Source organism: Steroidobacter sp., assembly GCF_036402275.1.
In the GTDB taxonomy this organism is placed as follows: domain Bacteria; phylum Pseudomonadota; class Gammaproteobacteria; order Steroidobacterales; family Steroidobacteraceae; genus Steroidobacter.
This window is the reverse complement of sequence record NZ_DASWTF010000009.1, coordinates 129,570-152,594: the sequence shown is the minus strand read 5'-3', so window position 1 is coordinate 152,594 and position 23,025 is coordinate 129,570. Positions and strand designations below refer to the sequence as shown.

General features: G+C 62.9%; 19 protein-coding genes. 10 read left to right on the top strand and 9 right to left on the bottom strand.

All coding sequences use genetic code 11. The features are described from left to right. Window positions 1-30: 30 nt before the first annotated feature. Genes adeC through VGD45_RS03260 form a run of 3 tightly spaced genes read right to left on the bottom strand, consistent with a single transcriptional unit; the run spans window position 31 to window position 5,792 of the window. Window positions 31-1,428 (bottom strand): AdeC/AdeK/OprM family multidrug efflux complex outer membrane factor, encoded by a 1,398-nt coding sequence (gene adeC / locus VGD45_RS03270; RefSeq protein ID WP_331153838.1) that lies wholly within the window; start codon window positions 1,426-1,428, stop codon window positions 31-33. Continuing rightward, complete coding sequence (locus tag VGD45_RS03265) at window positions 1,425-4,586, bottom strand: efflux RND transporter permease subunit (RefSeq protein WP_331153837.1); 3,162 nt, start codon at window positions 4,584-4,586, stop codon at window positions 1,425-1,427. The genes adeC and VGD45_RS03265 overlap by 4 nt, the downstream gene beginning before the upstream one ends. A gap of 24 nt (window positions 4,587-4,610) precedes the next feature. Beyond that, on the bottom strand, window positions 4,611-5,792 hold the full coding sequence (locus VGD45_RS03260; protein WP_331153836.1) for an efflux RND transporter periplasmic adaptor subunit: 1,182 nt from the start codon (window positions 5,790-5,792) through the stop codon (window positions 4,611-4,613). A gap of 124 nt (window positions 5,793-5,916) precedes the next feature. Here VGD45_RS03260 and VGD45_RS03255 point away from each other — a divergent pair, with 124 nt between their 5' ends. After that, window positions 5,917-6,525 (top strand): TetR/AcrR family transcriptional regulator, encoded by a 609-nt coding sequence (locus tag VGD45_RS03255; protein ID WP_331153835.1) that lies wholly within the window; start codon window positions 5,917-5,919, stop codon window positions 6,523-6,525. Here VGD45_RS03255 and VGD45_RS03250 read toward each other — a convergent pair. Continuing rightward, window positions 6,513-7,472, bottom strand: coding sequence for a hypothetical protein (locus VGD45_RS03250; RefSeq protein WP_331153834.1), 960 nt, complete (start codon window positions 7,470-7,472; stop codon window positions 6,513-6,515). The genes VGD45_RS03255 and VGD45_RS03250 overlap by 13 nt on opposite strands. Further along, the gene (locus VGD45_RS03245) at window positions 7,430-8,515 is read right to left on the bottom strand and encodes a hypothetical protein (RefSeq protein ID WP_331153833.1); all 1,086 of its coding nucleotides are present in this window, start codon (window positions 8,513-8,515) and stop codon (window positions 7,430-7,432) included. Before VGD45_RS03245 ends, VGD45_RS03250 begins: the two co-directional genes overlap by 43 nt. A 96-nt stretch (window positions 8,516-8,611) precedes the next feature. Here VGD45_RS03245 and VGD45_RS03240 point away from each other — a divergent pair, with 96 nt between their 5' ends. The 7 genes from VGD45_RS03240 to VGD45_RS03210 all read left to right on the top strand — a co-directional run bounded on the left by VGD45_RS03240 (window position 8,612) and on the right by VGD45_RS03210 (window position 18,425). Beyond that, window positions 8,612-9,544: a LysR substrate-binding domain-containing protein gene (locus VGD45_RS03240; protein WP_331153832.1), complete on the top strand. Its 933-nt coding sequence runs from the start codon at window positions 8,612-8,614 to the stop codon at window positions 9,542-9,544. Between the two features lie 108 nt (window positions 9,545-9,652). Continuing rightward, window positions 9,653-10,972 (top strand): sugar MFS transporter, encoded by a 1,320-nt coding sequence (locus VGD45_RS03235; protein WP_331153831.1) that lies wholly within the window; start codon window positions 9,653-9,655, stop codon window positions 10,970-10,972. A 128-nt stretch (window positions 10,973-11,100) separates the two neighbouring features. Beyond that, complete coding sequence (locus VGD45_RS03230) at window positions 11,101-11,511, top strand: VOC family protein (protein ID WP_331153830.1); 411 nt, start codon at window positions 11,101-11,103, stop codon at window positions 11,509-11,511. Next, complete coding sequence (locus VGD45_RS03225; RefSeq protein ID WP_331153829.1) at window positions 11,508-12,434, top strand: class I SAM-dependent methyltransferase; 927 nt, start codon at window positions 11,508-11,510, stop codon at window positions 12,432-12,434. The genes VGD45_RS03230 and VGD45_RS03225 overlap by 4 nt, the downstream gene beginning before the upstream one ends. Before the next feature lie 130 nt (window positions 12,435-12,564). Next, entirely contained in the window at window positions 12,565-15,825 is a 3,261-nt protein-coding gene (locus tag VGD45_RS03220) for an amidohydrolase family protein (protein ID WP_331153828.1), read from the top strand. A 167-nt stretch (window positions 15,826-15,992) separates the two neighbouring features. Then, window positions 15,993-17,861, top strand: coding sequence for a M48 family metalloprotease (locus VGD45_RS03215; protein WP_331153827.1), 1,869 nt, complete (start codon window positions 15,993-15,995; stop codon window positions 17,859-17,861). Between the two features lie 240 nt (window positions 17,862-18,101). After that, complete coding sequence (locus tag VGD45_RS03210) at window positions 18,102-18,425, top strand: hypothetical protein (protein ID WP_331153826.1); 324 nt, start codon at window positions 18,102-18,104, stop codon at window positions 18,423-18,425. Between the two features lie 132 nt (window positions 18,426-18,557). Here the strand turns inward: VGD45_RS03210 and VGD45_RS03205 are convergent, their stop codons facing one another. Genes VGD45_RS03205 through ftrA form a run of 3 tightly spaced genes read right to left on the bottom strand, consistent with a single transcriptional unit; the run spans window position 18,558 to window position 20,988 of the window. Continuing rightward, window positions 18,558-18,836: a Dabb family protein gene (locus VGD45_RS03205; protein WP_331153825.1), complete on the bottom strand. Its 279-nt coding sequence runs from the start codon at window positions 18,834-18,836 to the stop codon at window positions 18,558-18,560. Then, entirely contained in the window at window positions 18,833-20,005 is a 1,173-nt protein-coding gene (locus tag VGD45_RS03200; RefSeq protein WP_331153824.1) for an MFS transporter, read from the bottom strand. Before VGD45_RS03200 ends, VGD45_RS03205 begins: the two co-directional genes overlap by 4 nt. Before the next feature lie 11 nt (window positions 20,006-20,016). Beyond that, on the bottom strand, window positions 20,017-20,988 hold the full coding sequence (gene ftrA, locus VGD45_RS03195) for a transcriptional regulator FtrA (protein WP_331153823.1): 972 nt from the start codon (window positions 20,986-20,988) through the stop codon (window positions 20,017-20,019). 94 nt (window positions 20,989-21,082) lie between these two features. On the opposite strand from ftrA, the gene VGD45_RS03190 reads away from it, so the two are divergent. Beyond that, window positions 21,083-21,484 carry a rhodanese-like domain-containing protein gene (locus tag VGD45_RS03190; protein WP_331153822.1) on the top strand — a complete coding sequence of 134 codons (402 nt, stop codon included), beginning with the start codon at window positions 21,083-21,085 and terminating at the stop codon, window positions 21,482-21,484. After that, the gene (locus tag VGD45_RS03185; RefSeq protein WP_331153821.1) at window positions 21,481-21,936 is read left to right on the top strand and encodes a GNAT family N-acetyltransferase; all 456 of its coding nucleotides are present in this window, start codon (window positions 21,481-21,483) and stop codon (window positions 21,934-21,936) included. The genes VGD45_RS03190 and VGD45_RS03185 overlap by 4 nt, the downstream gene beginning before the upstream one ends. Here the strand turns inward: VGD45_RS03185 and VGD45_RS03180 are convergent. After that, window positions 21,917-22,921, bottom strand: a complete 1,005-nt coding sequence (locus VGD45_RS03180) for a GlxA family transcriptional regulator (RefSeq protein ID WP_331153820.1) — start codon at window positions 22,919-22,921, stop codon at window positions 21,917-21,919. The two genes, VGD45_RS03185 and VGD45_RS03180, sit on opposite strands and share 20 nt — an antisense overlap. Between the last annotated feature and the right edge of the window lie 104 nt (window positions 22,922-23,025).

Here is a 23,025-nt window from a genome sequence, read left to right as displayed (position 1 = left end):
CGGCGGGAATGGCCGGCTCCGCGGGGGAACTTACTCGGCCCAGCCGCCGCCGAGCGCTTTGTACAGTGTGACGGTATTGGTGAGCTTTTGCAGGCGCGCGTCGATCAGGCCCTGCTGAGCGCTGTAGAGCGAGCGCTGGGAGTCGAGGACGTCCAGATAGCTGTCGACGCCGCGCTCGAAGCGGGCTTGCGACAGCCGAAAGCTGGTGGCGGTCGCTTCGACCAGCGATTCGCGCGCGGCGAGCTGGTCGCCGAGAGTGTTGCGTTCGGCGAGTGCGTCGGCGACTTCGCGGAACGCCGTCTGAATCGCCTGCTCATATTGAGCAATCTCGATTTGACGACCGACGTGAGCTGCATCGAGGTTGGCGCGATTCGCGCCGCCAGCGAAGAGGGGCACGCTGACCTGCGGGACGAAGCTCCACGCCCCGGAGCCGTCCTCGAACAAGCCTTCGAGATCGCTGCTACTGCTGCCGGCCGAGCCCGTGAGCGTGATGCGTGGATAGAACGCGGCGCGCGCTGCCCCGATGTTGAAGTTGGCGGCTTTGAGCTCGTGTTCTGCTTGCAGAATGTCGGGTCGACGGCTCAGCAGATCGGAAGGCAATCCCGCGGGCAACTCGGCGACTGCGCTCACTGTATCGCTCAGCACAGTCGGCGTCAGATGCTCGGGCACGGCAGCGCCGAGCAATAACACGAGAGCATTGCGATCCTGTGCGATCAACCTCGTGTAAGTCGCCACATCGACCCGCGCCGTGTCGACGCTGGTCTGAATCTGGCGCAGCGTGAGCTCGGAGGCGCTGCCAAGCTCGAAGCGACGTTTGGTCAGCTCGTAACTTTGAGTCTGGCTTTGGAGCGTCTGTCGCGCGAGTGCGAGCTGTTCCAGATCCGCGCCCCAGGTGAGATAAGCATTCGCGACGGCGGCGATGAGACTGATCTGCGTCGCTTTGCGCGCTTCGCTGGTCGCAAGGAACTGCTCGAGCGCCTCTCCGTTCAGGCTGCGTACCCGCCCGAACAGATCCAGCTCGTAGGCGGTCCCTCCGATGTTGGCGCTGTACTGGTGCGTAGTCGTGGTCTCGCCGGTTTGTGACACGCCTGCGGGTACGCGATTCGCATTCGCGCTGCCCACCGCATCGAGCTGCGGAAAACTCTCCGACCGCTGAATGCGATACTGCGCGCGAGCCTGGTCGATGTTGAGAATTGCGACGCGCAGGTCACGATTGTTGGTCAGCGCCAGCTCCATCAGCTCGCGCAACTTTGGATCGGCATAGAACTCGCGCCAATCGATATCCGCGATCGTCGAAGTAGAGGCGCTGCCTGCATCCGGATACTCGGCAGCTACTGGCGCCGCCGGCTGCTCATAACGAGGCGCCATCGTGCAGCCGGCCAGCCAGGTCGCAGCCACCGTGCCGATCAAAAATTTTGCGTAGCTCATTTCAATGTCTCCGCGGGCGAGGCGAGGGCCAGGTTCGCATCGGTCGGCGATGCCGGCTGCCGTGCAAACAGTTTCATCACGACCACGAACAGCAAGGGCACGAAGAAGATCGCGAGCACCGTGCCGGAGATCATGCCGCCGATCACCGCCGCGCCAAGGGCGCTGCGTGCGCCGGCGCCGGCGCCGGTGCTGAGCATTAGCGGCAGAGCCCCGAGCACGACGGCGAGCGAGGTCATGAGAATGGGGCGCAAACGCATGCGGGCCGCCATGACCGCCGCAATCATGAGGTCAGTGCCGCGCGCATACAGGTCCTTCGCGAACTCGACGATCAGAATGGCGTTCTTGGACGCAAGTCCGATGGTCGTGAGCAGGCCGACCTGGAAATAAACATCGTTCATCTTCCACATCAGCATGGCCGCGATGAGCGCGCCAAGCACGCCGAGCGGCACTACGAGAATCACCGCCAACGGAATGGCCCAGCTCTCATACAGCGCCGCCAGGCACAGGAAGACGACCGCGATGGAGAGCGTATAGAGCAGCAGCGTCTGCGAGCCGGCTTCGCGTTCCTGCAGCGACACGCCAGTCCATTCGAAGCCAATGCCCGGAGGCAGTTGCTTCGCATGTTTTTCCACGATGTCCATGGCTTCGCCGCTCGAGGCGGCGCCCGGCAGCGCCATGCCGAGGATCTCCATCGAGGGAACGCCGTTGTATCGTTCCAGTCGCGGCGAGCCGGAGGTCCACTCGGTGCTCGAGAACGCACTGAACGGCGCCATGTCGCCGGTCGCATTGCGCACGTACCAACGATCGATGTCCTCGGGCAACATGCGATACGGCGCGTCGGCCTGCATGAAAACCTTCTTCACGCGGCCGCGATCGATGAAGTCGTTCACGTACACGCTGCCCCACGCGCTGGAGAAGGTGTCGTTGATATCGGCGAGCGACACGCCCATCGCGCCAGCCTTGTGCGTGTCGATGACGAGGCGCAGCTCGGGTGTATCTTCCTGTCCGTTGGGGCGCACGCCGACGAGCTTCGGCTCCTGACTGAGCGCTCCGAGCAGTTGATTGCGAGCCTGCATGAGCGCGTCGTGCCCGAGGTTGGCGCGATCCTGCAGCATCAGATCGAACCCGCTTGCGTTGCCCAGCTCGGCGACGGCCGGCGGCGCGAATGCGAACACCGAGGCGTCCTGAATGGTCGCGAAAAACTGCGAGGCCTTGGCGATAACCGCGCCGATCTGCTGATCGTCACGCGTGCGCTCGTCCCACGGCCGCAGTTTGATGAAGGCCATGCCGGCATTCTGGCCACCGCCGGCGAAGCTGAAGCCTGCGACCGTCAGCACGGATTCCACCGCGTCCTTTTGATCCTCCAGCACGTGCCGCTCGACTTGTTTGATTACCTCCAGCGTGCGGTCCTGAGTCGCGCCGGGCGGCAGCTGGACGATGGCGAACACGGTGCCCTGATCTTCTTCGGGCAGGAAACCGGTGGGAATTTTCGTGAAGGCGAGAGCCACGAAGCCGACGAGAACGGCGTACGCGATCAGGTAACGGCGGCGGCGGCCGAGCATGCCGTGCACGGCGCCTTCATAACGGCTGGTGCCGCGATCCAGCCAGCGATTGAACGCGCCGAAGAAACCAGTGGTGGCGCGCGCGTGCGAAGGATCCACCGGCTGGAGCAGGGTGGCGCACAGCGCCGGCGTCAGCACGATCGCCACCAGCACCGACAGCGTCATCGCTGCGACGATGGTGATCGAGAACTGACGATAGATGACGCCGGTCGAGCCGCTGAAGAACGCCATCGGCACGAACACGGCGGCGAGCACCAGCGCGACGCCGATCAGAGCGCCGGTGATCTGGCTCATGGATTTGCGCGTCGCCTCGCGTGGCGACAGATGTTCCTCCGCCATCACGCGTTCGACGTTTTCCACGACTACGATGGCATCGTCCACCAGCAGGCCGATGGCGAGCACCATCGCGAGCATCGTCAGTGTATTGATGGAATAGCCGAACGCGGCCAGCACGCCGAACGTACCCAGCAGCACCACCGGCACCGCGATGGTCGGAATCAGCGTGGCGCGGAAGTTCTGCAGGAACAGGTACATCACCAGGAACACCAGCACGATGGCTTCGACCAGGGTCTTGACCACTTCCTCGATGGAAATGCGGACGAACGGCGTGGTGTCGTACGGTTTCACGACTTCCAGGCCCGGCGGGAAGAACGGCTTCAGCTGCTCGAGCTCGGCGTCGATGGCTTCGATGGTGTCGAGCGCGTTGGCGCCCGTCGCGAGCTTGATGGCGAGGGCCGCGGTCGGTTTGCCGTTGTAACGGCCCTGGCTGTCATAGGCTTCGCTGCCCAGCTCGATGCGAGCAACATCGCGCAGTCGAACCTGCGACCCGTCGGTCTGAGTTCGAAGCAGGATGTCCTCGAACTGCTCGGCCGTGCGCAAACGTGTCTGTGCCGTGATCGTGGCGTTGAGCTGCTGACCGGTCACGGCGGGCAGGCCGCCCAACTGCCCGGCGGAAACCTGCGCGTTCTGCGCTTGAATGGCGTTTCTCACATCCAGCGCGGTGAGGCGATAGTTGTTGAGCTTGCTCGGGTCGAGCCAGATGCGCATGGAATATTGGGCGCCGAACAGCTGCGTGTCGCCCACGCCTTCGACGCGGCTGAGCGCTTCCTGCATGTTGGCGGCGACGTAGTCGTTCAGATCGGCCGCGCTCATGCTGCCGTCCTTGGAAACGAACGCCAGCACGCTCACGAAGTTCGTCACCGCCTTGGCGACAGTGAGGCCCTGGCGTTGCACTTCCTCGGGCAGCGAAGCTGTCGCGAGCGACAGCTTGTTCTGTACCTGCACCTGTGCCGTGTCCGGATCGGCGCCGTTCTCGAACGTCAAGGTGAGGGTCACGAGGCCCGACGATTCGCTGGTCGAGGACATGTACGCCAGGCGATCCAGGCCTTTCATCTTCTGCTCGATCACCTGCGTGACCGTGTCTTCCAGGGTCTTGGCCGAGGCCCCAGGATAATTGGCGGTGATGGAGATCGCGGGCGGCGCGATGTTTGGATACTGCGCGATGGGAAGCGTGGTGACCGCCAGCGTGCCGGCGAGCATCACGACGATCGCGATCACCCATGCGAACACGGGACGGTCGATAAAAAAGCGGGCCATGACGATTCTCGATGGAGGGCCGGGTTACATCGCGACGGAAGAGGCGAGCTGCTCGCCCCCCGCGGCGGACTGGTGAGGAATGGCTTCGACCAGCGCGCCGGGCCGGGCCTTTTGCTGGCCTGACACGACCAATACGTCGCCCGGCTGCAAGCCGCTCGTGACCAGCCACTGGTTGCCGATGGTCCGATCGGTGAGCAGCTCGCGCTGCTGCAGTTTGCCGTCGCTGCCCACCACATATGCGAAGGGCTTGCCGGAAGCATCGCGGCCGACCGCTTGTTGAGGCACGAGCAGCGCCTGCGGGATCGTGGCTTCTTCGATGATGGCCCTGACGTACAGATTGGGCAGCAGCTCGCCCTTGGGGTTTGGGAACTCGGCGCGCAATGTCACCGAGCCAGTGTTTGGATCCACCGTGACATCCGAGAACTGCAGCTTTCCTTCCAAGGGATAGCTGGCGCCGTCGTCGAATACCAGCTTTACTTTTGCCGTCGCGTTGCCGAGTTGGCCTTGCGCGATCGCGCGCTGCAATCGCAGTACTGTGTTACTCGACTGCGACACGTCCACATACATCGGATCGAGTTGTTGAACGGTGGCGAGGGCGGCGCTTTGATTGGCTGTCACCAGCGCGCCCGCGGTCACGGAAGATTTGCCGATGCGGCCGGAGATGGGCGATGTAACGCGCGTGTATGCGAGATCGATGCGAGCGCTCGTGAGAGCCGCGCGAGCGGACGCAACTTCCGAGTCAGCTTGTAACAGCGCGGCCTCCGCATCATCCGCATCCTGCCGGCTGACTGCGTTGATGGCGATCAGCTCGCGATAACGCTCGGCCTTCAGGCGCGTGGTGTGCTGATTGGCCTGAGCTTTGGCGAGCGCTGCTTCGGCGCTGTCCACTGCAGCTTGATACGTGGCTGGATCGATCTGGTACAGCAGATCGCCCGCTTTCACGGAGCTGCCTTCCACGAACTTACGCGCTTGCAAAATCCCCGTGACCTGCGGCCGGACATCTGCAACGAGCACCGCGCTCGTGCGGCCCGGCAATTCCGTCGTCAGAACGACGGGCTGCGGCTGCACGACCATCGTGCTCACCTTGGGTGTTCCTTGAGCACCGGGGGGTGGGCCCATCGGCGGCTTGCCGCAAGCAGTCAACACAGCGATGCACGTGAGGCCGAGGGTCGTTGCGGCGAGAGGGACGCGGAAAGGGCGGTTCATGGTGGGCTCCCGGGTTCTTTTAAATCGCGATCAAAAGCGTACTGTACGGTTCAGTTTAGAATTGACAGCCGGCGCGAGTCAAGTAAAAATGAACACATGGGTACAGTTTTGTGACGGGATTGCGATGAAAGTCCGCACCGACGCCAAGCGCGACGAGATCCTGGAAATCGCCCGCGGGGTGTTTCTGGAGTTGGGCTATGAGCGCGCCTCGATGGCCGAGATCTCGACCCGCGTGGGTGGCTCGAAGGCGACCTTGTACGGCTACTTTCCATCCAAGGACGCGTTGTTCCTCGCGATCGTCAATCGGTTGGCCGAGCAGTACGTGCTGCCGGCCACCGAACGGTTGGAGCAGAGCCTGGATGAGGATCCGCGCGTGGCGCTACAGCGCTTCGGCGAGCAGTTTCTGACGTTCATATCCGATGCAGAAGCCGTGGCCGCGTATCGAGTTGTCGTCAGCGAGGCGGCGCACTCGGATATTGGCGAGTCGTTTTATGAATCGGGGCCGAAGCGCACGGTGGAGTCGGTGGCTCGATATCTCGAGGGCGCGATGGATCGCAAACATCTGCGTCGCGCCGATCCAGCCATCGCCGCTCAACACCTGCTGGCGCTGCTGGCGCATGGCGAGCCATGGCATCAATATTTTCTGCGCAAGGCGCCCAGTCCCACCCGCGCTCAGATCAAGCGCATTGTGGAACGCGCGTTGGATGTGTTCCTGAATGGTTACAAATCCTGAGCGCGCGACGGCGTCAGGCGATAGCGGAAGGCGTACACATCCGTGCTGCCCACCCGCGCCTCCGGGCGTTGGCTGGAGATCAAGAGGCGAGAGGGATCCGACCAGTCCAGCATAGGGCCGTATGTATTCTGGTTCGCCGCATTGACGCTAGCGGGCAGCACGGTGCCGGCGTCGTAAGCGCCGTCGCGCACAGAGGCGTAGGCGAGAGTGATCCTATCGGTCTCGAGATTCGGTGCGCGAGCGAAGACGACGGTGACGTTGTCGGCGAGAAACGTTGCGTCGAATTCGTCCGCGGCGGTGTTGATGGAGCCGGGTAGCGGCACGGCTGGCGCGAAGGAGTTGTCTTCGAGCCGACGAGCGACGAACAGATTGAAGCGTTGAGCGCCGTGGCCGTTGGTGGAAAAGAGCAGGGCGTTGCCATCGGGCGAGAGCATCGGAGCCCACTCATTACCGGAGCTGTTGACGTTCAGGTGCTCGACGGCGCCGAACCCTTGCGAGAGAACGGGCACCCGATAAAGATCGTCGCCTCCCAACCCACCGGGACGATTCGAGCAAAAATAAATGAAGCGGCCATCGGCGGAGAACGCGGGATCGAAGTCCCGCTGTGGCGAATTGAATGGCGCCGGAAGCGGAGCGTCCCAGCCGGTCGCGGTTCGCTTCGAGATCCAGATGTCATATTCGCCCGGCCCGCCGGCGCGGTTGCGGGCGAACCAGACGGCGGTCTGGCCGTCCGGGCTCAGCGTCAATCTCACATCGGACGCTTCGGTCGAAACGATGCCGGGCGCAAACAGTTCGGCAGCGCCGACGACTTCCATGTCGGCAGGCACGGCGTCCGTCGAGCACAGGACGGGTAGCGAGAGCATGCAGCGAGTCGCGAGCTCGGTGAAAACGCTGTCCATGAAGATCAGACTTTCCTTGTCAGCTCGCTGACCCAGTTCGTTTCCCACGTGCGGCCACCGTCGGCCGACGATGCTTGTTCCCAATGCGCCGAGCCAGCCGTCAGCTTGGACCACTGCGAGCGAATCTTGATCGGCTTGCCGTTGTAAACATCGTCGCCGAGGAGCGTTCCGATGCCGTCTTTGAAGCTGCCACGCATCGGCGAGCCAATCCGTGTGGGACTGCGGCCGTCGAGCCACCAGCTCAACCACTCGCGTGTGTTGCTGTCGTAGGCGCGAAGGCTCAGGCCGCAGTACGTGCCGCCGGGCGCATGAAATACGTTGTCGCCGACATTGCCGAATCCGCCGAGCACAGCCCGGTTGACCAGGGTGTTGTCGAATTCTTCCCACTGCGTGCTGCCGACCAGACGTTGTTTGAGACGACGATTGCGCACCTGCCATGTGCCAACGAGGGAATCGAAGTCGCGCGGCGCCGAGTCGATGCGAGCCAAGGGCGAAGCTTTGGAATTCGTGCGCGTGAAGTAGTTGCGCCAGTTGACCTCCCAGGTCTTGCCGCCATCCGTGGAAAAGGATTGTTCCCAATGGGGTCGCTTGCTGTGAATGTCCTGCCAACGGAAGCGCACCGTGATGGGCTGGCCCTTGAACACGTCCTTACCGATGAAGGTACCGACGTCGCCAGCGAAACTGCCATACACGGGCGGATCGATGCGCGAAGGATTGCGGCCATCGAGCCACCAGATCGCCCATTGTCGGGTCGCTGGATCGAACGCGCGCAGCGTGAGCCCACGATAAATACCGTCAGGCAGTTCGACGATGTTGTCGTCCAGCGTGCCGAGGCCATTCAGCGTGAGCCACAGCGCGCTCTTGCCGTTGAATTCCTGCCACTCGTTGCTGCCGGCCAGCCGATCTTTGAGGCGGCGGTGCCAGACATCCCAATCGCCGATCAGCCAGTCCCAGTCATGAGCGTGACTGGCCAGGTCGCGAGTGCTCGCAAACGCCGGCCCGCAGGCAACTCCGACGCCCGCCATGGCCATGCCGATCATGACTTCGCGTCGAGTGGGTGCATTCCATGTCGAAGGTCGCTTGCTGGTCATGATCGGGACATCCTCGTGTTGTCAGTGCGAGGATGTTGGCAAGACGCGAGCGCTGTTGACCACGCGAAGATGGGGCCTATACCCTAAGTCAAACTTATGGTCGCGGATCATCGCTTTCCCTCGCTTGCTTCGATTCGCGCCTTCGAGGCGGCGGCACGTCATGGCAGTTTCGCCAAGGCCGCGCAGGAGCTCGACACGACCGCGGCGTCCGTCAGCTATCACGTGCGTCAGCTGGAGAAACAGATCGGCGTGAGTCTGTTCCTGCGTCACCCGCACAAGGTGGAGCTCACCGAGCCCGGCGTGTTGATCGCGAACGAGGCGATGAATGCGTTCGCGGCCCTCCGCGCCAGCTTCATCAAAGCGGCCGATCTCGATCAATCGCGTCTGTCCATCACGACGTTGCCGACCATTGGCACGAGTTGGCTCACGCCACGGCTCGGGCGCTTTCGGGCCAGGCATCCGGACATTCAATTCGAGCTGGATTTATCGGCCGAAGCGCAGGACCTGACCGCGGGGCGCTTCGATGCTGCCATTCGCAACGGTCACGGTCGCTGGCCGGGGCTGCGAGCCACGAGGCTTTTTCCAAGCATCTTCATGCCGCTGTGTACGCCCGCCATGAAGTCGGTTGCCGCGAAGCTGGCCGATCCGCGTCGCGCGATGGAGGTGCCGTTGCTCGGTCGCGCCGATTGGTGGTTGTTGTGGTACCGAGCGTTGGGTTTCGAGGAAGTACCCGCGCTGGCCAGCATCCGCACCACTCTAGTCGCCGAATATCTCGACATCACCCAAGCGCTCGCCGGCCACGGAGTGGCGATCGGCTCGCCCATCCTGTTCAAGAATGAAATCGACGCCGGCAGGCTGGTGCCCGCGCACGAACTGGTCGCGACCGATGGCAGAGCGTTCTGGTTCACGGTGCCAGTGGTCCGGCAGGGCAGTCGCAAGATCATCCAGTTTCGCGACTGGATCGGCGACGAGGCGGCCGCGGCCCGCGAGTCCGCCGCGGAATTCATTCGCAGGGCGCGCGTCACTTAGCTCCATAAACGAGCTGCCCGCGGACTTCTGACGGGACCCCCCGCCTGTTGCTGGCCGGCCGGTGACCTGGGCTATACTCAGACAATTGTGCCTCCCTCGGAGCAGTAGATGGCGTCACCCGTGTCCTCTCTTCCGGCCAGCCACGTGACCGGCATCACCGAAACCCAGAAGTCCGCGCTCACGCTGCTCGCCAGCCTGTTCTTCATGTGGGGCTTCATCACCGTCATCAACAACACGTTGCTGCCTCATCTGCGCTCCGTGTTCGATCTGACTTACACGCAGACCACCTGGATCGAATCGGTGTGGTTCATCGCGTACTTCGTGGCGTCCATTCCGGCGGCCAAGCTCATCGAACGCATCGGGTACAAGTACTCGATGGTGGTGGGCCTGCTGATCATGGCGGTCGGCGCGCTGCTCATGATTCCCGCCGCGCGCATTCCTTCTTATGGCGTGGTGCTCACGGCGCTCTTCATCATCGCCGCCGGCATCACTCTGCTGCAGGTGGCGGCGAATCCTTACGTCGCCGTCATCGGTCCGCCGCAAAGTGCGTCGTCGCGACTGAACCTCGTGCAGGCGTTCAACTCCATGGGCACGACGCTCGCGCCACTGTTCGGCGGATATTTGATTCTGAGCCGCAGCGCTTCCGGTAACGTAGAAGGTGGCGCGGCCGCGTTGACGATGGAGCAGCGCCTAGCCGATGCGCAATCGGTGCAGCTGCCTTATTTCATCGTCGCCATGGTCCTGGTGGTGCTGGCGATCGTCATCGCCCGTTACAAACTGCCGGACCTCGATGCCGCCACGCGCCGACTCGACGCGGAGGAGCGCAAGAATCATTCGTTGTGGAAGCATCGCAATCTGCTGCTGGGAATTCCCGCGATCTTTATTTATCTGATCGCCGAGATCGGCGTCAGCAATCTGTTCATCAACTTCGTGTCCTCGCCCGACATCGGCAACATGTCGCATGCGCAGGCGTCGAACTATCTGTTCCTGCTCTGGGGCGGCATGATGGTGGGCCGCTTCGTCGGCAGCCAGCTCATGCGCTCGTTCGCGGCCGAGAACGTGCTGGCCTGGGCCAGCGTCGGCGCATTCGTGGTGATGATGATCACGGTGCTCGCGAGCGGCAAGCTGGCGATGTGGAGTTTGATCTCGGTGGGCCTGTTCCACTCGATCATGTTTCCGACCATTTTCACGCTCGGCATTCGCGGCCTGGGGCCGCTGACCGAAGAAGGCTCGGGCTTGCTGATCATGGCGATCGCCGGTGGCGCGCTCGTAGTCGTGCAGGGGCGCTTGGCCGATATGTTCGGCTTGCAGGCGTCGTTCCTGCTCACGGCGGTGTGCGAGCTGTATGTGCTGTTCTATGCGCTGTGGGGCTGCAAAGTCACATCAGCCGAACCGGAGCAGCATCTGACTGCGCCAGCGGAGCGCTGATCCGTCAGCTCCTCATTGCCGCAAGCACGGACGCTGCGGCCGCGCTGCCGATCGATTAGACCGGATTGAACCGGCCAGCGGGCCGATGCCATGCTTCGCGCCCAGGGTTTACAGGGGGCAAGCAGCCAATGATCGACCATCTTGGCATTTCCGTGCCGGATTACACGGCTTCCAAGGATTTTTATCTCAAGGCGCTGGCGCCGCTGGGCATTGGCGTGGTCATGAACGTGCCCAAGGAGCGCAGCGGGCGGCCGAGCGATTTCACGGGTTTCGGTGCCGACAACAAGCCCTTCTTCTGGATCGGGCAAGGCGTCGCGCCGCAAGGCATGCACTTATGTTTCACCGCGAAGACTCGCGCCGAGGTGGATGCGTTTTATAAAGCAGCCATCGCCGCAGGCGCGCGTGACAATGGACCGCCCGGCATTCGCGCTCACTATCATCCCAACTACTACGGCGCGTTCGTCATCGACATCAACGGTGTGAACCTCGAAGCCGTGTGTCATAGTTCCGTGTCCTCTAATGCAGGAGAAAACAAATGAGGCATTCATTGCTTTGGTCCTCGCGTCGCGCGGTGCAGATCTCTGCGCTGGCGATGCTTACCGCGCTGTCAGCTTGCTCGAAGCAAGAGCCGGCGACGCAGACGCCGCCCGTTGCCGAGACGACTCAGCCCGCGGCCGCGGATCCGTTGGTCGCCAGCGTCGAAGGCGAGTGGCGCAGCGCGGACGACAAGAGCCGTGATGTATACCGTCATCCGAAGGAAGCGCTGGAGTTCTGGGGGCTCGCGCCGGGAATGACGATTCTCGAAGTGCAGCCGGGCGGCGGCTGGTGGAGCGACATCCTCGCGCCGTATGCAAAAGCGACCGGCGGTCAGTACTACGCGACCGCGGCCGATCTGAACAATCCGGAGCTGTCCGAGGCCGCGCGTCAGGGACGCAAGGATTTCGAAGCTCGCTTCGCGGCGAAGCCCGATGTGTATGGCACGGTGCAGTTCGTGAACTTCGGTCCCAAGTCGGCTCCGCTGCCGGAGAACACGTTCGACTTCGCGCTGAGCGCACGCTCGTTCCATGGTTGGATGGGCAATGGCCTCACCGACAAAGTCCTGAAGGACTTGTACGGTGCGCTCAAGCCGGGCGGCATTCTCGCCATCGAGCAGCATCGCGCCAATCCGGGCGAGCAGGATCCGAAAGCCGCGAGCGGTTATGTCACCGAGGCCTACGTGATCGAGCAGGCGCAGAAGGCCGGCTTCGAGCTGGTGGAGCGCTCGGAGATCAATGCGAATCCCAAGGACACCAAGGATCACCCGTTCGGTGTCTGGACGCTGCCGCCCACCAAGCGCACCCGGCCCTATAGCGAAGGCGCGGATGCGCACGATCCGAACTTCGATCGCAGCAAGTACGACGCGATCGGCGAATCGGATCGCATGACGCTCAAGTTCCGCAAGCCCCAGTCTTCGACGACTTGACGGCGACGACCGGATCCCGGGCTCGGGGCGGCTGGTGACCGTCGGTCACCGAGCCGCTCCGAGAACGCGCCGGCCCGGCCGAAACCGGGTTGGATAAGATCGCCCGCTACTACAACAGTGGGGATCATCGATGAGTGGACGATGCAACGGGCGACCCACGCCCGTGGTCTGGGCGGTGTTGGGTGCGGTCCTCACCGCTCAGTCAGCCTCGGCGGCGGATAATTCGGCCGCCTATCGGGATATCACCTTCACCGCGACCGAAGGCACGTGGATGAGCCTGGACGTGAGTCCCGACGGCAAGACCATCGCGTTCGATCTGCTCAACGACATTTATGTGATGCCCGCGGCGGGCGGCCCTGCCACCGCGATTCACTCCGGCCCCGCCACGCAGCGCAGTCCACAGTTCAGCCCGGACGGCAAATCGCTGGTGTATCTCAGCGACCAGACCGGCGCCGACAACATCTGGATCTCGGCGCTCGACGGCTCGAACGCGCGCCAGCTCAGCAAGGAAACATTGGCGATGATCACCGGTCCGGCGTGGGCGCACGACGGTCGCTCCATCGTGGCCACCAAGACCAACGCCAGCACCTATGAGATGAAGATGTCGGAGCTGCGCCGCTTTTTCCTGGATGGCGCGCCGGAACAGGTCGTGGTGCCGAAGCCAGAGAGCGGCAAGGATGTGCAGGAGCCGCGTCTGTCGCCCGATGGTCGCTACGCGTACTACACCCAGCGCACGGACGTTGGCGATCATTACGTGTACTTGAACACGGGCTTGAGCAATTTCGTGATTCGTCGTCACGATCTGCAGACGGGCGAGAGCGTCGATCTCATCGGCGGGTTCGGCAGCGCGACCACGCCGGAAGTATCGCCGGATGGTAAGAGCGTGGCCTTCATTCGTCGCGTCGGCGCGAAGACGGTGCTGTTCCGTTACGACGTCGCCGCGGGCACTCAGCATCCGATCTATCAAGAGCTGGATCGCGATCTGCAAGCCGACTATATCCCGCAGGAACATTACTATCCCGCGTTCGGCTGGTTTCCAGACAATCGGCACATCGCCATCTGGGGCAAAGGCCAATTGCTCAAGATCGACACGCAGTCCGGCAGCGCGACGCAGATTCCATTTCAGGCGCCCGCGAGCCATCGCATTCACAAGGCGTTGCGCACCAAGCTCGATGCCGCTCCGAGCGAGGTCGACGTTCGCATTTTCAGGCAGCTCACCGTGTCGCCCGGCGGCGAGTTGGTGTTTCGTGCGCTCGGGAAGTTGTGGCGGCAGGATCTGGCCGGCCAACGTGCGCCACAGCGACTGACTCGGTCCGCGCAATCGGAGAACGATCCCGCCTGGTCGCCCGATGGCAGACAGCTTGCGTTCATCGAGTGGGATGACGAGAAGGGCTCGTCTCTCAAGGTGCGTGCTGCCAGCGGCGCCAAGGAGAGAACCGTCGCGACCAGCCGCGGCGTCATTCGCCAGCCGCTGTTCTCGCGTGATGGTAAGCGCATTGCTTATCGCATCATGGAGCCCGATGGCGCGATGGGCGGCGCGGCCGACCGTGTCGGCATCTACATCGTGAACGCCGATGGTAGCGAAGAGAGGTTTCTAACCGAGGGAACTGGGCTCGCACAGTTCTCACCCGACGACCAGCGAATTTATTTCTTCGGTTCGCCGGACTACGCCGGTCGCAAAGTCGTGCAGTTACGCAGTATCGGCGTCGATGGCAAGGATGCTCGCGATCACGCCTATGCCGAGACGGCGGACACGGGCGACTTCACGCTGAGCCCCGATGGGCAATGGCTGGCATTCAAAGAGTTCAATCAGCTCTATGTCATGCCGTACAAAGAGAGCGGCGAGCCGCTCCTCGTCACCGCCGTAGCAAACAACACCGCTCGACGCCTGACCACCGCGGGTGGTTTCGAGATGGCGTGGACGCCCGACTCCTCCAAGCTGCTTTGGACGCTGGGCCGCGATCTGTTCGTGACAGCGCCGCGCGATAAAGGAGTGGTCGAAAAGCCCCAGCGTGCGCTGACGTTGACGGCGGAGACGGATGTTCCTGAAGGCACGATCGCATTCGTCAACGCTCGCATCATCCCGATGACCGATGAGACCGTCATCGAGCGCGGCGCCGTGATCGTCGAGCGCAATCGAATCAAAGCCGTCGGTCCGATGGACAGCGTCGCCGTGCCTCGCGGCGCGAAGGTGATCGATCTCGGCGGCAAGACGCTCATGCCAGGAATGTTCGACGCGCACGGTCACATCGACTGTTGCTACATGACGGGCGTTACGCCAGTGAAGCGCCCGACGCACTACGCCGCGTTGGCTTATGGCGTAACGACCAACTTCGATCCGTACTCGAGCGAGCTGACGAGCTACGAAGCCACCGAGATGACTCTCGCAGGCGAGCTGGTGGGGCCGCGCTGGTTGAGCACGGGGTATGTGATCTACGGCCGCTCCGGCAAGCCGGATCGCGTGTACGACCCTATCGCCAGCCTGGAGGATGCACGCAACATCGTGCGCCGAAAGAAAGCGATCGGCGGCAACATCCTGAAGAGCTACAAGCTGACCACGCGCGAGCAGAAGCAGTGGCTATTGCAGGCTGCGGCCGAAGGCGGCCTGATGGTCGATGCCGAGGGCGCCGGACATTTCTACGACAACGTCAGCATGATCCTCGACGGGCACACCAACCTCGAGCACAACCTGCCGGTGGCGACGTATTACGACGACCTGCTGCAGCTCTTCAAGAACTCGGCCATGTCGAGCACGCCGACGCTCATAGTCACGTTCGGCGAGTTGTTCGGCGAGAACTACATCTATCAAAACCAGGAGCCGTGGAAGGAGAGCAAGGTCCGCACGTATATCCCGGGCGTCAATAACGCGTACAACCCCATCAAGGGAGCGGGCGACGCACCGCTATACGTGCGTGGCATGCAATCAATCCACTACGCGGATGAGTTGTACGACATTGGTTTCCGTTCGGTGGGCCGCTCGATCAAGCGGCTCGACGATGCGGGCGTCACCATCAACGTCGGTTCGCACGGCCAGGCGTCCGGCATCGCCATTCACTGGGAAATGCAGTTGCTCGCCGAAGGCGGCATGTCGCCGATGCGGATACTGCGCGCGGCGACCATCAACGGCGCGCATACGTACGGATTGGATCATCAGCTCGGCTCCATCGAGCCGGGCAAGCTCGCCGATCTGATCGTGCTGGATCGCGATCCGCTCGCCGACATTCGCAACACCAACAGCGTCCGCTACACCATGGTGAACGGCCGGCTGTACGACGCCGAGAGCATGAACGAGATCGGCAATTACAACCGGCCGCGCACGCGGTTCTATTGGGAGCTCGGCGATCACCACGGCGTCGACTGGAGTCCCGCCTGGAGCGGTCACCGCCACTGAGACATTCGAGCCGCGCCTGAACGGCGGGCGCGGCGTTTTACGGAATCTGGCAATCGGGCAATCCGCGCTCGGAAATATGTCGTGCGCGCGCCCTTTCTATGAAAGCCGTCGCTGTTCGCACTACGCGTTCACGCTATGTTCTGTTCACACGGGAAGGGTAGCGGCGTGTGAACCAGGAACAATTCGAAGCGCTGGTCGAACGGCTGGAACAAGAATCCGAGCAGCGGCCGGAGTGGTACCGCGCCAAGCTCGGCGCCATGGCGCTACTCGGCTATGGCTACATCGCCGGCATGCTCGTCCTGCTGCTCGCAGTGCTCGCGTTGCTGATCCTGATGCTCACACGGCGCTCCGGCGCAGTCATCGCGGTCAAGCTGGGCATCGTGCTCGTGCCGCTGATCTGGGCCGTCGTGCGGGCAATGGCGGTGAGGCTGGAACCGCCGTCAGGCATGGAGTTGCGGCGGGAAGTGGCGCCAGAGTTGTTTGCGTGTATCGAGGAGGTGCGCAAGCAGGCCGGCGCTCCGTTCGCTCACAAAGTCCTCATCACCGACGATTTCAACGCAGCCGTCGTTCAGCATCCGCGGCTCGGCATCTTCGGTTGGCCGCGCAATTATCTGATCGTTGGATTGCCGCTCATGCAGGCGCTCGATCTGCATGAATTCCGCTCCGTGCTGGCTCACGAGTTCGGTCATCTGTCCGGCGCGCACGGTAAGTTCGGCGCGTGGATCTATCGGCTGCGCACGGGCTGGGCGCGACTGACCCAGGCGTTGGAGCAGGACGATCATTGGGGCAAGGTGCTGTTCGTGCCGTTCTTCAAATGGTACGCGCCCGCGTTCGCCGCGCTGTCCTTCGTGCAGGCGCGGCGGCAGGAATACGAAGCCGATCGGATGGCCGCCGCGGTATCCGGCGAGAAGACGGCAGCGGACGCGCTGATTCGCGTCCATTTGCAGGGCAGCTTCCTGAATCGTCACTACTGGCGACGCATCCTCCAGGAGGCGGACACCAAGGCCGAACCCGATGCGCGTCCGTTCGCCATGCTGCGTACCGCATTCGCGGAGCATCGTCTCGACGAACGCGCAAAAGTCACATTGGAAACAGCATTGAAGCGCCGCACCGGATGTGACGATACGCATCCGTCGTTGAGCGATCGATTGCGCGCGCTGCAGGCTCAGCCGAAACTGCCGGCGCCGATCAAGACGAGCGCGGCCGATGCATTGTTGGGGCCGCTGGCCGAGGCGCTCGCTTTCGAATTCGACACGCAATGGCGGCAGAGCGTGACGGCTTGGTGGCAGGGACGGCATCAATACGCCAATGCGTCGCGCACCAAGCTTGCAGCGCTGGCAAGCGCGGAGAGCGAGCTATCCGTCGACGATGCATTCAGCCGCGCCGAGCTTACGGAAGAGCTGGGCGACGAGGCTTCGGCGCGCGAGCAATTGGAAACATTGGCGAAGCGCGCGCCCGATCATGCGCCCACTCAGTTCGCCCTCGGGCGCATACGGCTGGCGAACGACGACGAGTCCGGTATCGAGCTGCTGAGAACGGCGATGCGACTGGATACAGGCGCCGAGCAGTCGGCGTGCATGCTCATCGTCGAATATTTGCAGCGGCACGGGCGCAACGAGGAAGCGCGCCAGCACATCGATCATCTGCGTAACGCAGGCGAGCGAGATCACGCGGCTCGCAAGGAACGTGGCGAGCTTCGCGTCACCGACAAGCTCTCGCCGCATGGTCTGGACGCGCAGCAGGTCGAGGCGCTGGTTCGTCAGTTACAACCATTCGGCGAGTTGCGGCGGGTCTATCTCGCTCGCAAGCAAACGATCCATTATCAGGAGCATCCGCTCTATATCCTGGCGTTCGAGCGACGCGCGCGTTGGTGGAAGTTCGAATCCAGCGGCGCTCTCCAGGCGATCACGCATCGGCTGAGTCAGGAGGTCGCTTATCCCGGCGAGACCCTGATCATCTCTCTGGATGGCGACAACAAAGCCTTTCGGAAGAAGTTTCGCGCGGTCGCCGACGCCGAGCTCGAGTTGCAGTCGTAACAACTCCTATCTCAATCGTGGATAGTCAGCACCGGCGCCGGGCATCGCACTACGGTTTATAACCTACGTTTACTTGCACTGCTTCTCACGTAATTCGGCAGAAACGCATGCAACTCCGCGCCGCGTCGCGGCGTTTAACTCCGCGATGTGAGGCGCGGCATCGATGAGGGAGATTTCCTCTCGTGATTCTCGCGAAGGACCTCATAGATCAGTCAACGGCGCCACTCGAGGAGACAACACATGCCGAACGAGCGTAATAATCCGCAGGACAAGGAACGCAATCAGCAATTGGGCGACGACGCCAACCGTAATCAGCAGCAACAGAACTCACCGGGTGGCCGGCAGCAGGGCCAGAACCCATCGCGTCAGGATCAGCAGGTTCGCCAGGATCAGCAGGGCGGCGGCTCGCGCTCCGGCCAGCAAAGCCAGCAGAGCGGGCAGCGTCATCAGCCCGGCCAGCAATCCGGCCAAGGTCAGATGCGTTCGCCGCAGCAAGGTGGCGGCAGCCGCACGGAAGAGAAGCAGGACATCCGTCAGCCGGGAGACCGGGACCGTAACCGCTGAGGGGTTGAAGCTCGCCGTCCTGATGGGGCCGCTGGCAAAGGCACAAGCGACGGCCCCATCTCGATGGCGAGTCAGTCTTTTTTGAGCCAGACCCAAGCCAGCCGAGTAATCGGCTGGCTTTCTTTTTTGCGCTCAGACTTCGTAGTCGAGCACCCATCGATCGGACACGCGCGCGCCGACGAACTGCTTCACGGGCACGTGCACCGGATGATCGGCGTACTCATTCAAAGCCGCGCGGTCCTTGAACTCGCTATACAGACCCAGGTCCACGGGCGAGCCTTCGGCGAAGTTGAGACCGACTTCCAGGCTCAACAGGCCGGGAATCTTGCCGCGCATGCTCTCCAGCTCCTGCTTGACCCGGGCAGCATCGGCCTTGTTCTTGAGCCGCCACAGGACGATGTGCTTGATCATGCTCTCGCTCCACTCTTCGCATCGGTCACCAATCGGAAGCCCAATAGTAACAACACGGACCAGCAGACCGTGAGCACGACGGGGATCCGCTCCAAGCCCCAGTTCTGCGCGATCAGTCCGCACAGCGCCGGCAAGGCGGCGAGTCCGACCGCCGCGATTGAGATCTGAAAGCCCACGGCATTGGCGGTGTGTTGAGGACCGACGCGCGCCGGCGTCGTTGCGATCAGCGACGGGAAGATGGGACCGGACGCGAAGCCCACCAATGCGATGGCCGCCGTATCGACGATCGGGTGGATGTTCGATGCGAGCGCCAGCATGCCGACCAGCGCGGTGACGATGCAGAGCTTGATGATGGCATCCGGACTGATATCCGCTGGCAGGAATGCATAACCGAGGCGACTGGCGAACAGGCCGCCCCAGTACAGCGTGACGGCGGTTCCCGCAGAAGCGGTGGCGATGTCCCGAGCCTCGTACAACAGCGAGAAAACCCACGCGCCGGTGGCCGCTTCGCATCCCGTATAGAACAAGAACACCAGCAGCGACAGCTGCACCTTGCCGAGCCGCAATGTTTCCAACAAGCGCGCGGGGCGATGATGCTCCTCATGTGCGGGCACCGGCGGTGGCCAATACCTGCGCGACAACACGAAGGCGACGGCCAGCACGATCTCGACGCCCACGATGATTCGATAGCCGAGCTGCCAGTCGCGACCCGTCGTGAGCACGGCCGTCATCAAAGCGGGCCCGGCCGCTGCGCCAACTCCATAGAACGCATGGAGCACATTCACCAGACGCGCTGAATAGCGCGTGGCCGCGTGCGTATTGATCGCCGCATCGATGGAACCCGCGCCGAAGCCGGTCAGCAGACCTAGCGTCACCAGCACGATCCAGGAGGGCGCCATCGTATAACCGAACAAACTGATCGCGGTGATCGCGCACGAGAGCGCGAGCAGGTCGCCGATGCTCAGCCGTCGCAAGATCACACCGGTCGCGGTGCTCGCCATCACCGAACCGACCGTCACGGTGATGAACAACGGACCCAGCGCGTCCTGAGACAGTTGGAAATGATCGCGAATCGCCGGCCACGCGACGCCGATGACGGCATCGGGTAAGCCGAGCGCGATGAAACCGACGAAGCTCAGTACGAGCAGCAGCGTGCTGGGTCGTGACATGCGGCGAGGAATCAGCGGGTCGCGAACTGACGGCGATACGTGGCCGGGCTGGTTCCGGCGACGCGGCGGAAGTGGCGTCGAAACGTTTCCTGCGACTTGAAGCCAACCGCTTCGGCCACGTGCGGCAGAGAATGACGGCCCGCTTGCAGCAGATCCTTCGCCAGCGCCACGCGCTCACGAATGAGCCATTCGTAGGGCCCGAAGCCCACCGTGTCCTGAAATTGTCGTTGCAGCGTTCGAGGGCTCATCGAGGCGCGCCGAGCCAATGTTCTCAACGTGTGAGCCTGCGCCGGATGCGAGCGGACCCAGTCGATCAGCTTGGACAGCCGGTTGCGCTCGTCCTGAGGCATGGGGCGCGGCAGGTATTGCGCCTGGCCGCCTTCACGATGGGGCGGAATCACCAGCCGTTGCGCCACCTGGTTCGCGATCCTGGCGCCGTAATCCCTTCGCACGAGGTGTAGCAGCATGTCCAATCCAGCAGCGGAGCCGGCCGAGGTGAGCACCTGGCCGGAATCGATGTAAAGCGAGTTGGGTTCCACGGTCACGCCAGGATAACGTTTGCTGAGACGTTCCGCGTACCTCCAATGCGTCGTGACCGTGCGGCCTTCGAGCACTCCGGCCGCGGCGAGCACGAACACGCCCGAGCAAATCGTGCAAAGACGAGCGCCCCGCTCATACGCTGCGCGAATCTTTTTCAGCAGCGCAGGTGGAGGAATCTCGTCTGCATTCCGCCAACCCGGAATCACAATCGTGTCCGCCTCGTCGAGCAGGGCCAGCGAGTTGGGCACCCGCACCTCGATGCCCCCGGCGGCGCGTAGCGGACCGCGCTCGGCGGAGCACACCGCGAATTCGTACCACTCGACGCCGAGTTCCGGTCGGTCCAATGCGAACAGCTCGACGACACAGCCGAACTCGAACGTGCACAGCCCGTCATAGGCGACGGCGACGACCAGATGACGCCTGGAGCGAGGTTTTTTGTTCATGGCGCGATGTTACCGATCTATGGCGTCGACGCCAGTGGGGGCGTGAGGGGCGTTTGCGCACAATGGCTCCACCAACCGCGCCCTGGAGGCACTCATGACAACCGCTGTAACCGCCGTCGCTCCCGCTGCCAGCGAACGCGCTCTGAAGCATTTCGAATCGGCGCTGGAGTTCGAGACGGATTGCTGGGACGTTCACGACGCTATGTCCAACGGCAAAGCGGATTTCGTGCTGCTTGACGTGCGCAGTCACGCGCTCTATGAAAAGGGCCATGTGCCGGGCGCTGTGAGCCTGCCGCATGGGAAGATCATCGAAGGCACGCTGCGGGACTATCCGGCGCAGACGATATTCGTGGTGTACTGTGCCGGCCCCCATTGCAACGGTGCGCATCGTGGCGCGATCCGACTGGCGCGGCTCGGCCGGCCGGTGAAGTTGATGATCGGGGGAGTCACCGGCTGGCTGGATGAAGGCTTCACTTTGGAGACGGGCAAACAATGATTCGTCCTGCATTGGCTTCGGACGCGCCGCAACTGTTGACGCTGATGCGAGGGCTGGCGCGCTTCGAAGGCTATGACGACCGGTTCGCCGTGACAGTCGAGGCGCTGATCGAGCGCGGCTTCTCGGCGAACCGCCCGCCGGAGTTCACTGCATGGGTCGCCGAGCTCGACGGAGCGCTGGTGGGTTATGCAGTGATCTACGTGATTCCCTATACGTTCGATCTGCGCCCGACCGTGGTCTTGAAAGAACTGTTCATCGACGAAGCTGCTCGTGGACGCAACTTCGGCCACGGCCTGATGAACGCTGTGATCGAGCACGCGCGCTCACTGAATGCGCGCTTGATCCGCTGGCAGGTGCTGCCGGACAACGCCGCAGCCAAAAATTTCTATCGACAGCACAACGGCAACGTGGACGCCGATTGGGAAGATTGGTTCATCGATCTTGATCGATGATGCGTCTGTCTCGCAGACGCGCCTCGCGGGGCGTCGAACCGAAGCTGCGCTTGAAAGCGCGAGAGAACTGACTCGCTGATGCGAATCCAGTGGCCAACGCCACTTCCAGGATCGACAAGGACGTTTCGCGCAACAGCTGCCGTGAGCGGCCGAGCCTCACGGCCAGGTAGTGTTCGTGAACGCCGCGACCCAACTCACTATGAAAAGAGCGCTCCAGCTGCCTGAGTGACACGCCCGCGAGATGCGCGAGCCGTTCGCGATCGAGCGGCGCTTCAATATGCGCCTCCATCGCCTTGAGCGCCTTGAGCAGCTTGGAGTCGCTCACACCGAGCCGGAAGCGCAGATCCATCCGTTGCGGTCGCGCGCCTTCGCGGACGTGAGTGTGCAGGAACCAATCGCTGACGGCGGCGGCTAGTTCATGGCCATGATCGCGCGTGATGAGCGCCGCCATCATGTCGAGCCCCGCGACGCCGCCGGAACAGGTGACGCGGTCGCCGTCGAATTCAAACAATGAACGCGTCAGCTGCACCTCGGGATACGCTTCGTGCAGCGCCGGCAAATGTTCCCAATGCACCGTGCAGCGGCGGCCGGAGAGCAGGCCGGCTTTGGCGAGGATCACAGGCCCGCCGGAGATGCCTCCTATCGTGACACCGCGACTCGCGAGTTTCTTCAACCACGCGAAGGTGCGCCGATCGTTGAACGTCGCCGGATTGCCGCCGGCGCACACGAGAAGCAAATCGAGCGAGCCGACCTCGGCGCCGAACTTGAAATCCGGCAGCACCGCCGCGCCATTGGAAGCGAGCGCGGGCTTGTCGGCCGGCGCGGCATTCCACCATCGGTACAGAGTTTTGCCGGCCAGCTGATTGGCGGCCCGCAACGGCTCCACTGCGGCGGCGTAGCTGATCAGCGAGAAACCCGGGATGAGCAGGAAGCCGACCGACTCCACCGGCGGCCCGATACCGGGCAATTCCTTGGGCCTGGGCATGCGGCGCTCGGGCAAACCATGATGGCGTTAACTGTATAGAGCATGTCGCAAATGATCAATTGGCGGCGGGGCCGGCGCCTAAGATGAGACCGATCGCGGGCGGT

Coding starts and splice junctions, on each gene's coding strand:
- VGD45_RS03225 (WP_331153829.1), top strand. CDS start 11,508: ATGAGGCATTCATTGCTTTGGTCCTCGCGTCGCGCGGTGCAGATCTCT.
- VGD45_RS03230 (WP_331153830.1), top strand. CDS start 11,101: ATGATCGACCATCTTGGCATTTCCGTGCCGGATTACACGGCTTCCAAG.
- VGD45_RS03240 (WP_331153832.1), top strand. CDS start 8,612: ATGGTCGCGGATCATCGCTTTCCCTCGCTTGCTTCGATTCGCGCCTTC.
- VGD45_RS03245 (WP_331153833.1), bottom strand. CDS start 8,515: ATGACCAGCAAGCGACCTTCGACATGGAATGCACCCACTCGACGCGAA.
- VGD45_RS03220 (WP_331153828.1), top strand. CDS start 12,565: ATGAGTGGACGATGCAACGGGCGACCCACGCCCGTGGTCTGGGCGGTG.
- VGD45_RS03265 (WP_331153837.1), bottom strand. CDS start 4,586: ATGGCCCGCTTTTTTATCGACCGTCCCGTGTTCGCATGGGTGATCGCG.
- VGD45_RS03205 (WP_331153825.1), bottom strand. CDS start 18,836: ATGATCAAGCACATCGTCCTGTGGCGGCTCAAGAACAAGGCCGATGCT.
- ftrA (WP_331153823.1), bottom strand. CDS start 20,988: ATGAACAAAAAACCTCGCTCCAGGCGTCATCTGGTCGTCGCCGTCGCC.
- adeC (WP_331153838.1), bottom strand. CDS start 1,428: ATGAGCTACGCAAAATTTTTGATCGGCACGGTGGCTGCGACCTGGCTG.
- VGD45_RS03190 (WP_331153822.1), top strand. CDS start 21,083: ATGACAACCGCTGTAACCGCCGTCGCTCCCGCTGCCAGCGAACGCGCT.
- VGD45_RS03255 (WP_331153835.1), top strand. CDS start 5,917: ATGAAAGTCCGCACCGACGCCAAGCGCGACGAGATCCTGGAAATCGCC.
- VGD45_RS03235 (WP_331153831.1), top strand. CDS start 9,653: ATGGCGTCACCCGTGTCCTCTCTTCCGGCCAGCCACGTGACCGGCATC.
- VGD45_RS03210 (WP_331153826.1), top strand. CDS start 18,102: ATGCCGAACGAGCGTAATAATCCGCAGGACAAGGAACGCAATCAGCAA.
- VGD45_RS03200 (WP_331153824.1), bottom strand. CDS start 20,005: ATGTCACGACCCAGCACGCTGCTGCTCGTACTGAGCTTCGTCGGTTTC.
- VGD45_RS03260 (WP_331153836.1), bottom strand. CDS start 5,792: ATGAACCGCCCTTTCCGCGTCCCTCTCGCCGCAACGACCCTCGGCCTC.
- VGD45_RS03180 (WP_331153820.1), bottom strand. CDS start 22,921: ATGCCCAGGCCCAAGGAATTGCCCGGTATCGGGCCGCCGGTGGAGTCG.
- VGD45_RS03185 (WP_331153821.1), top strand. CDS start 21,481: ATGATTCGTCCTGCATTGGCTTCGGACGCGCCGCAACTGTTGACGCTG.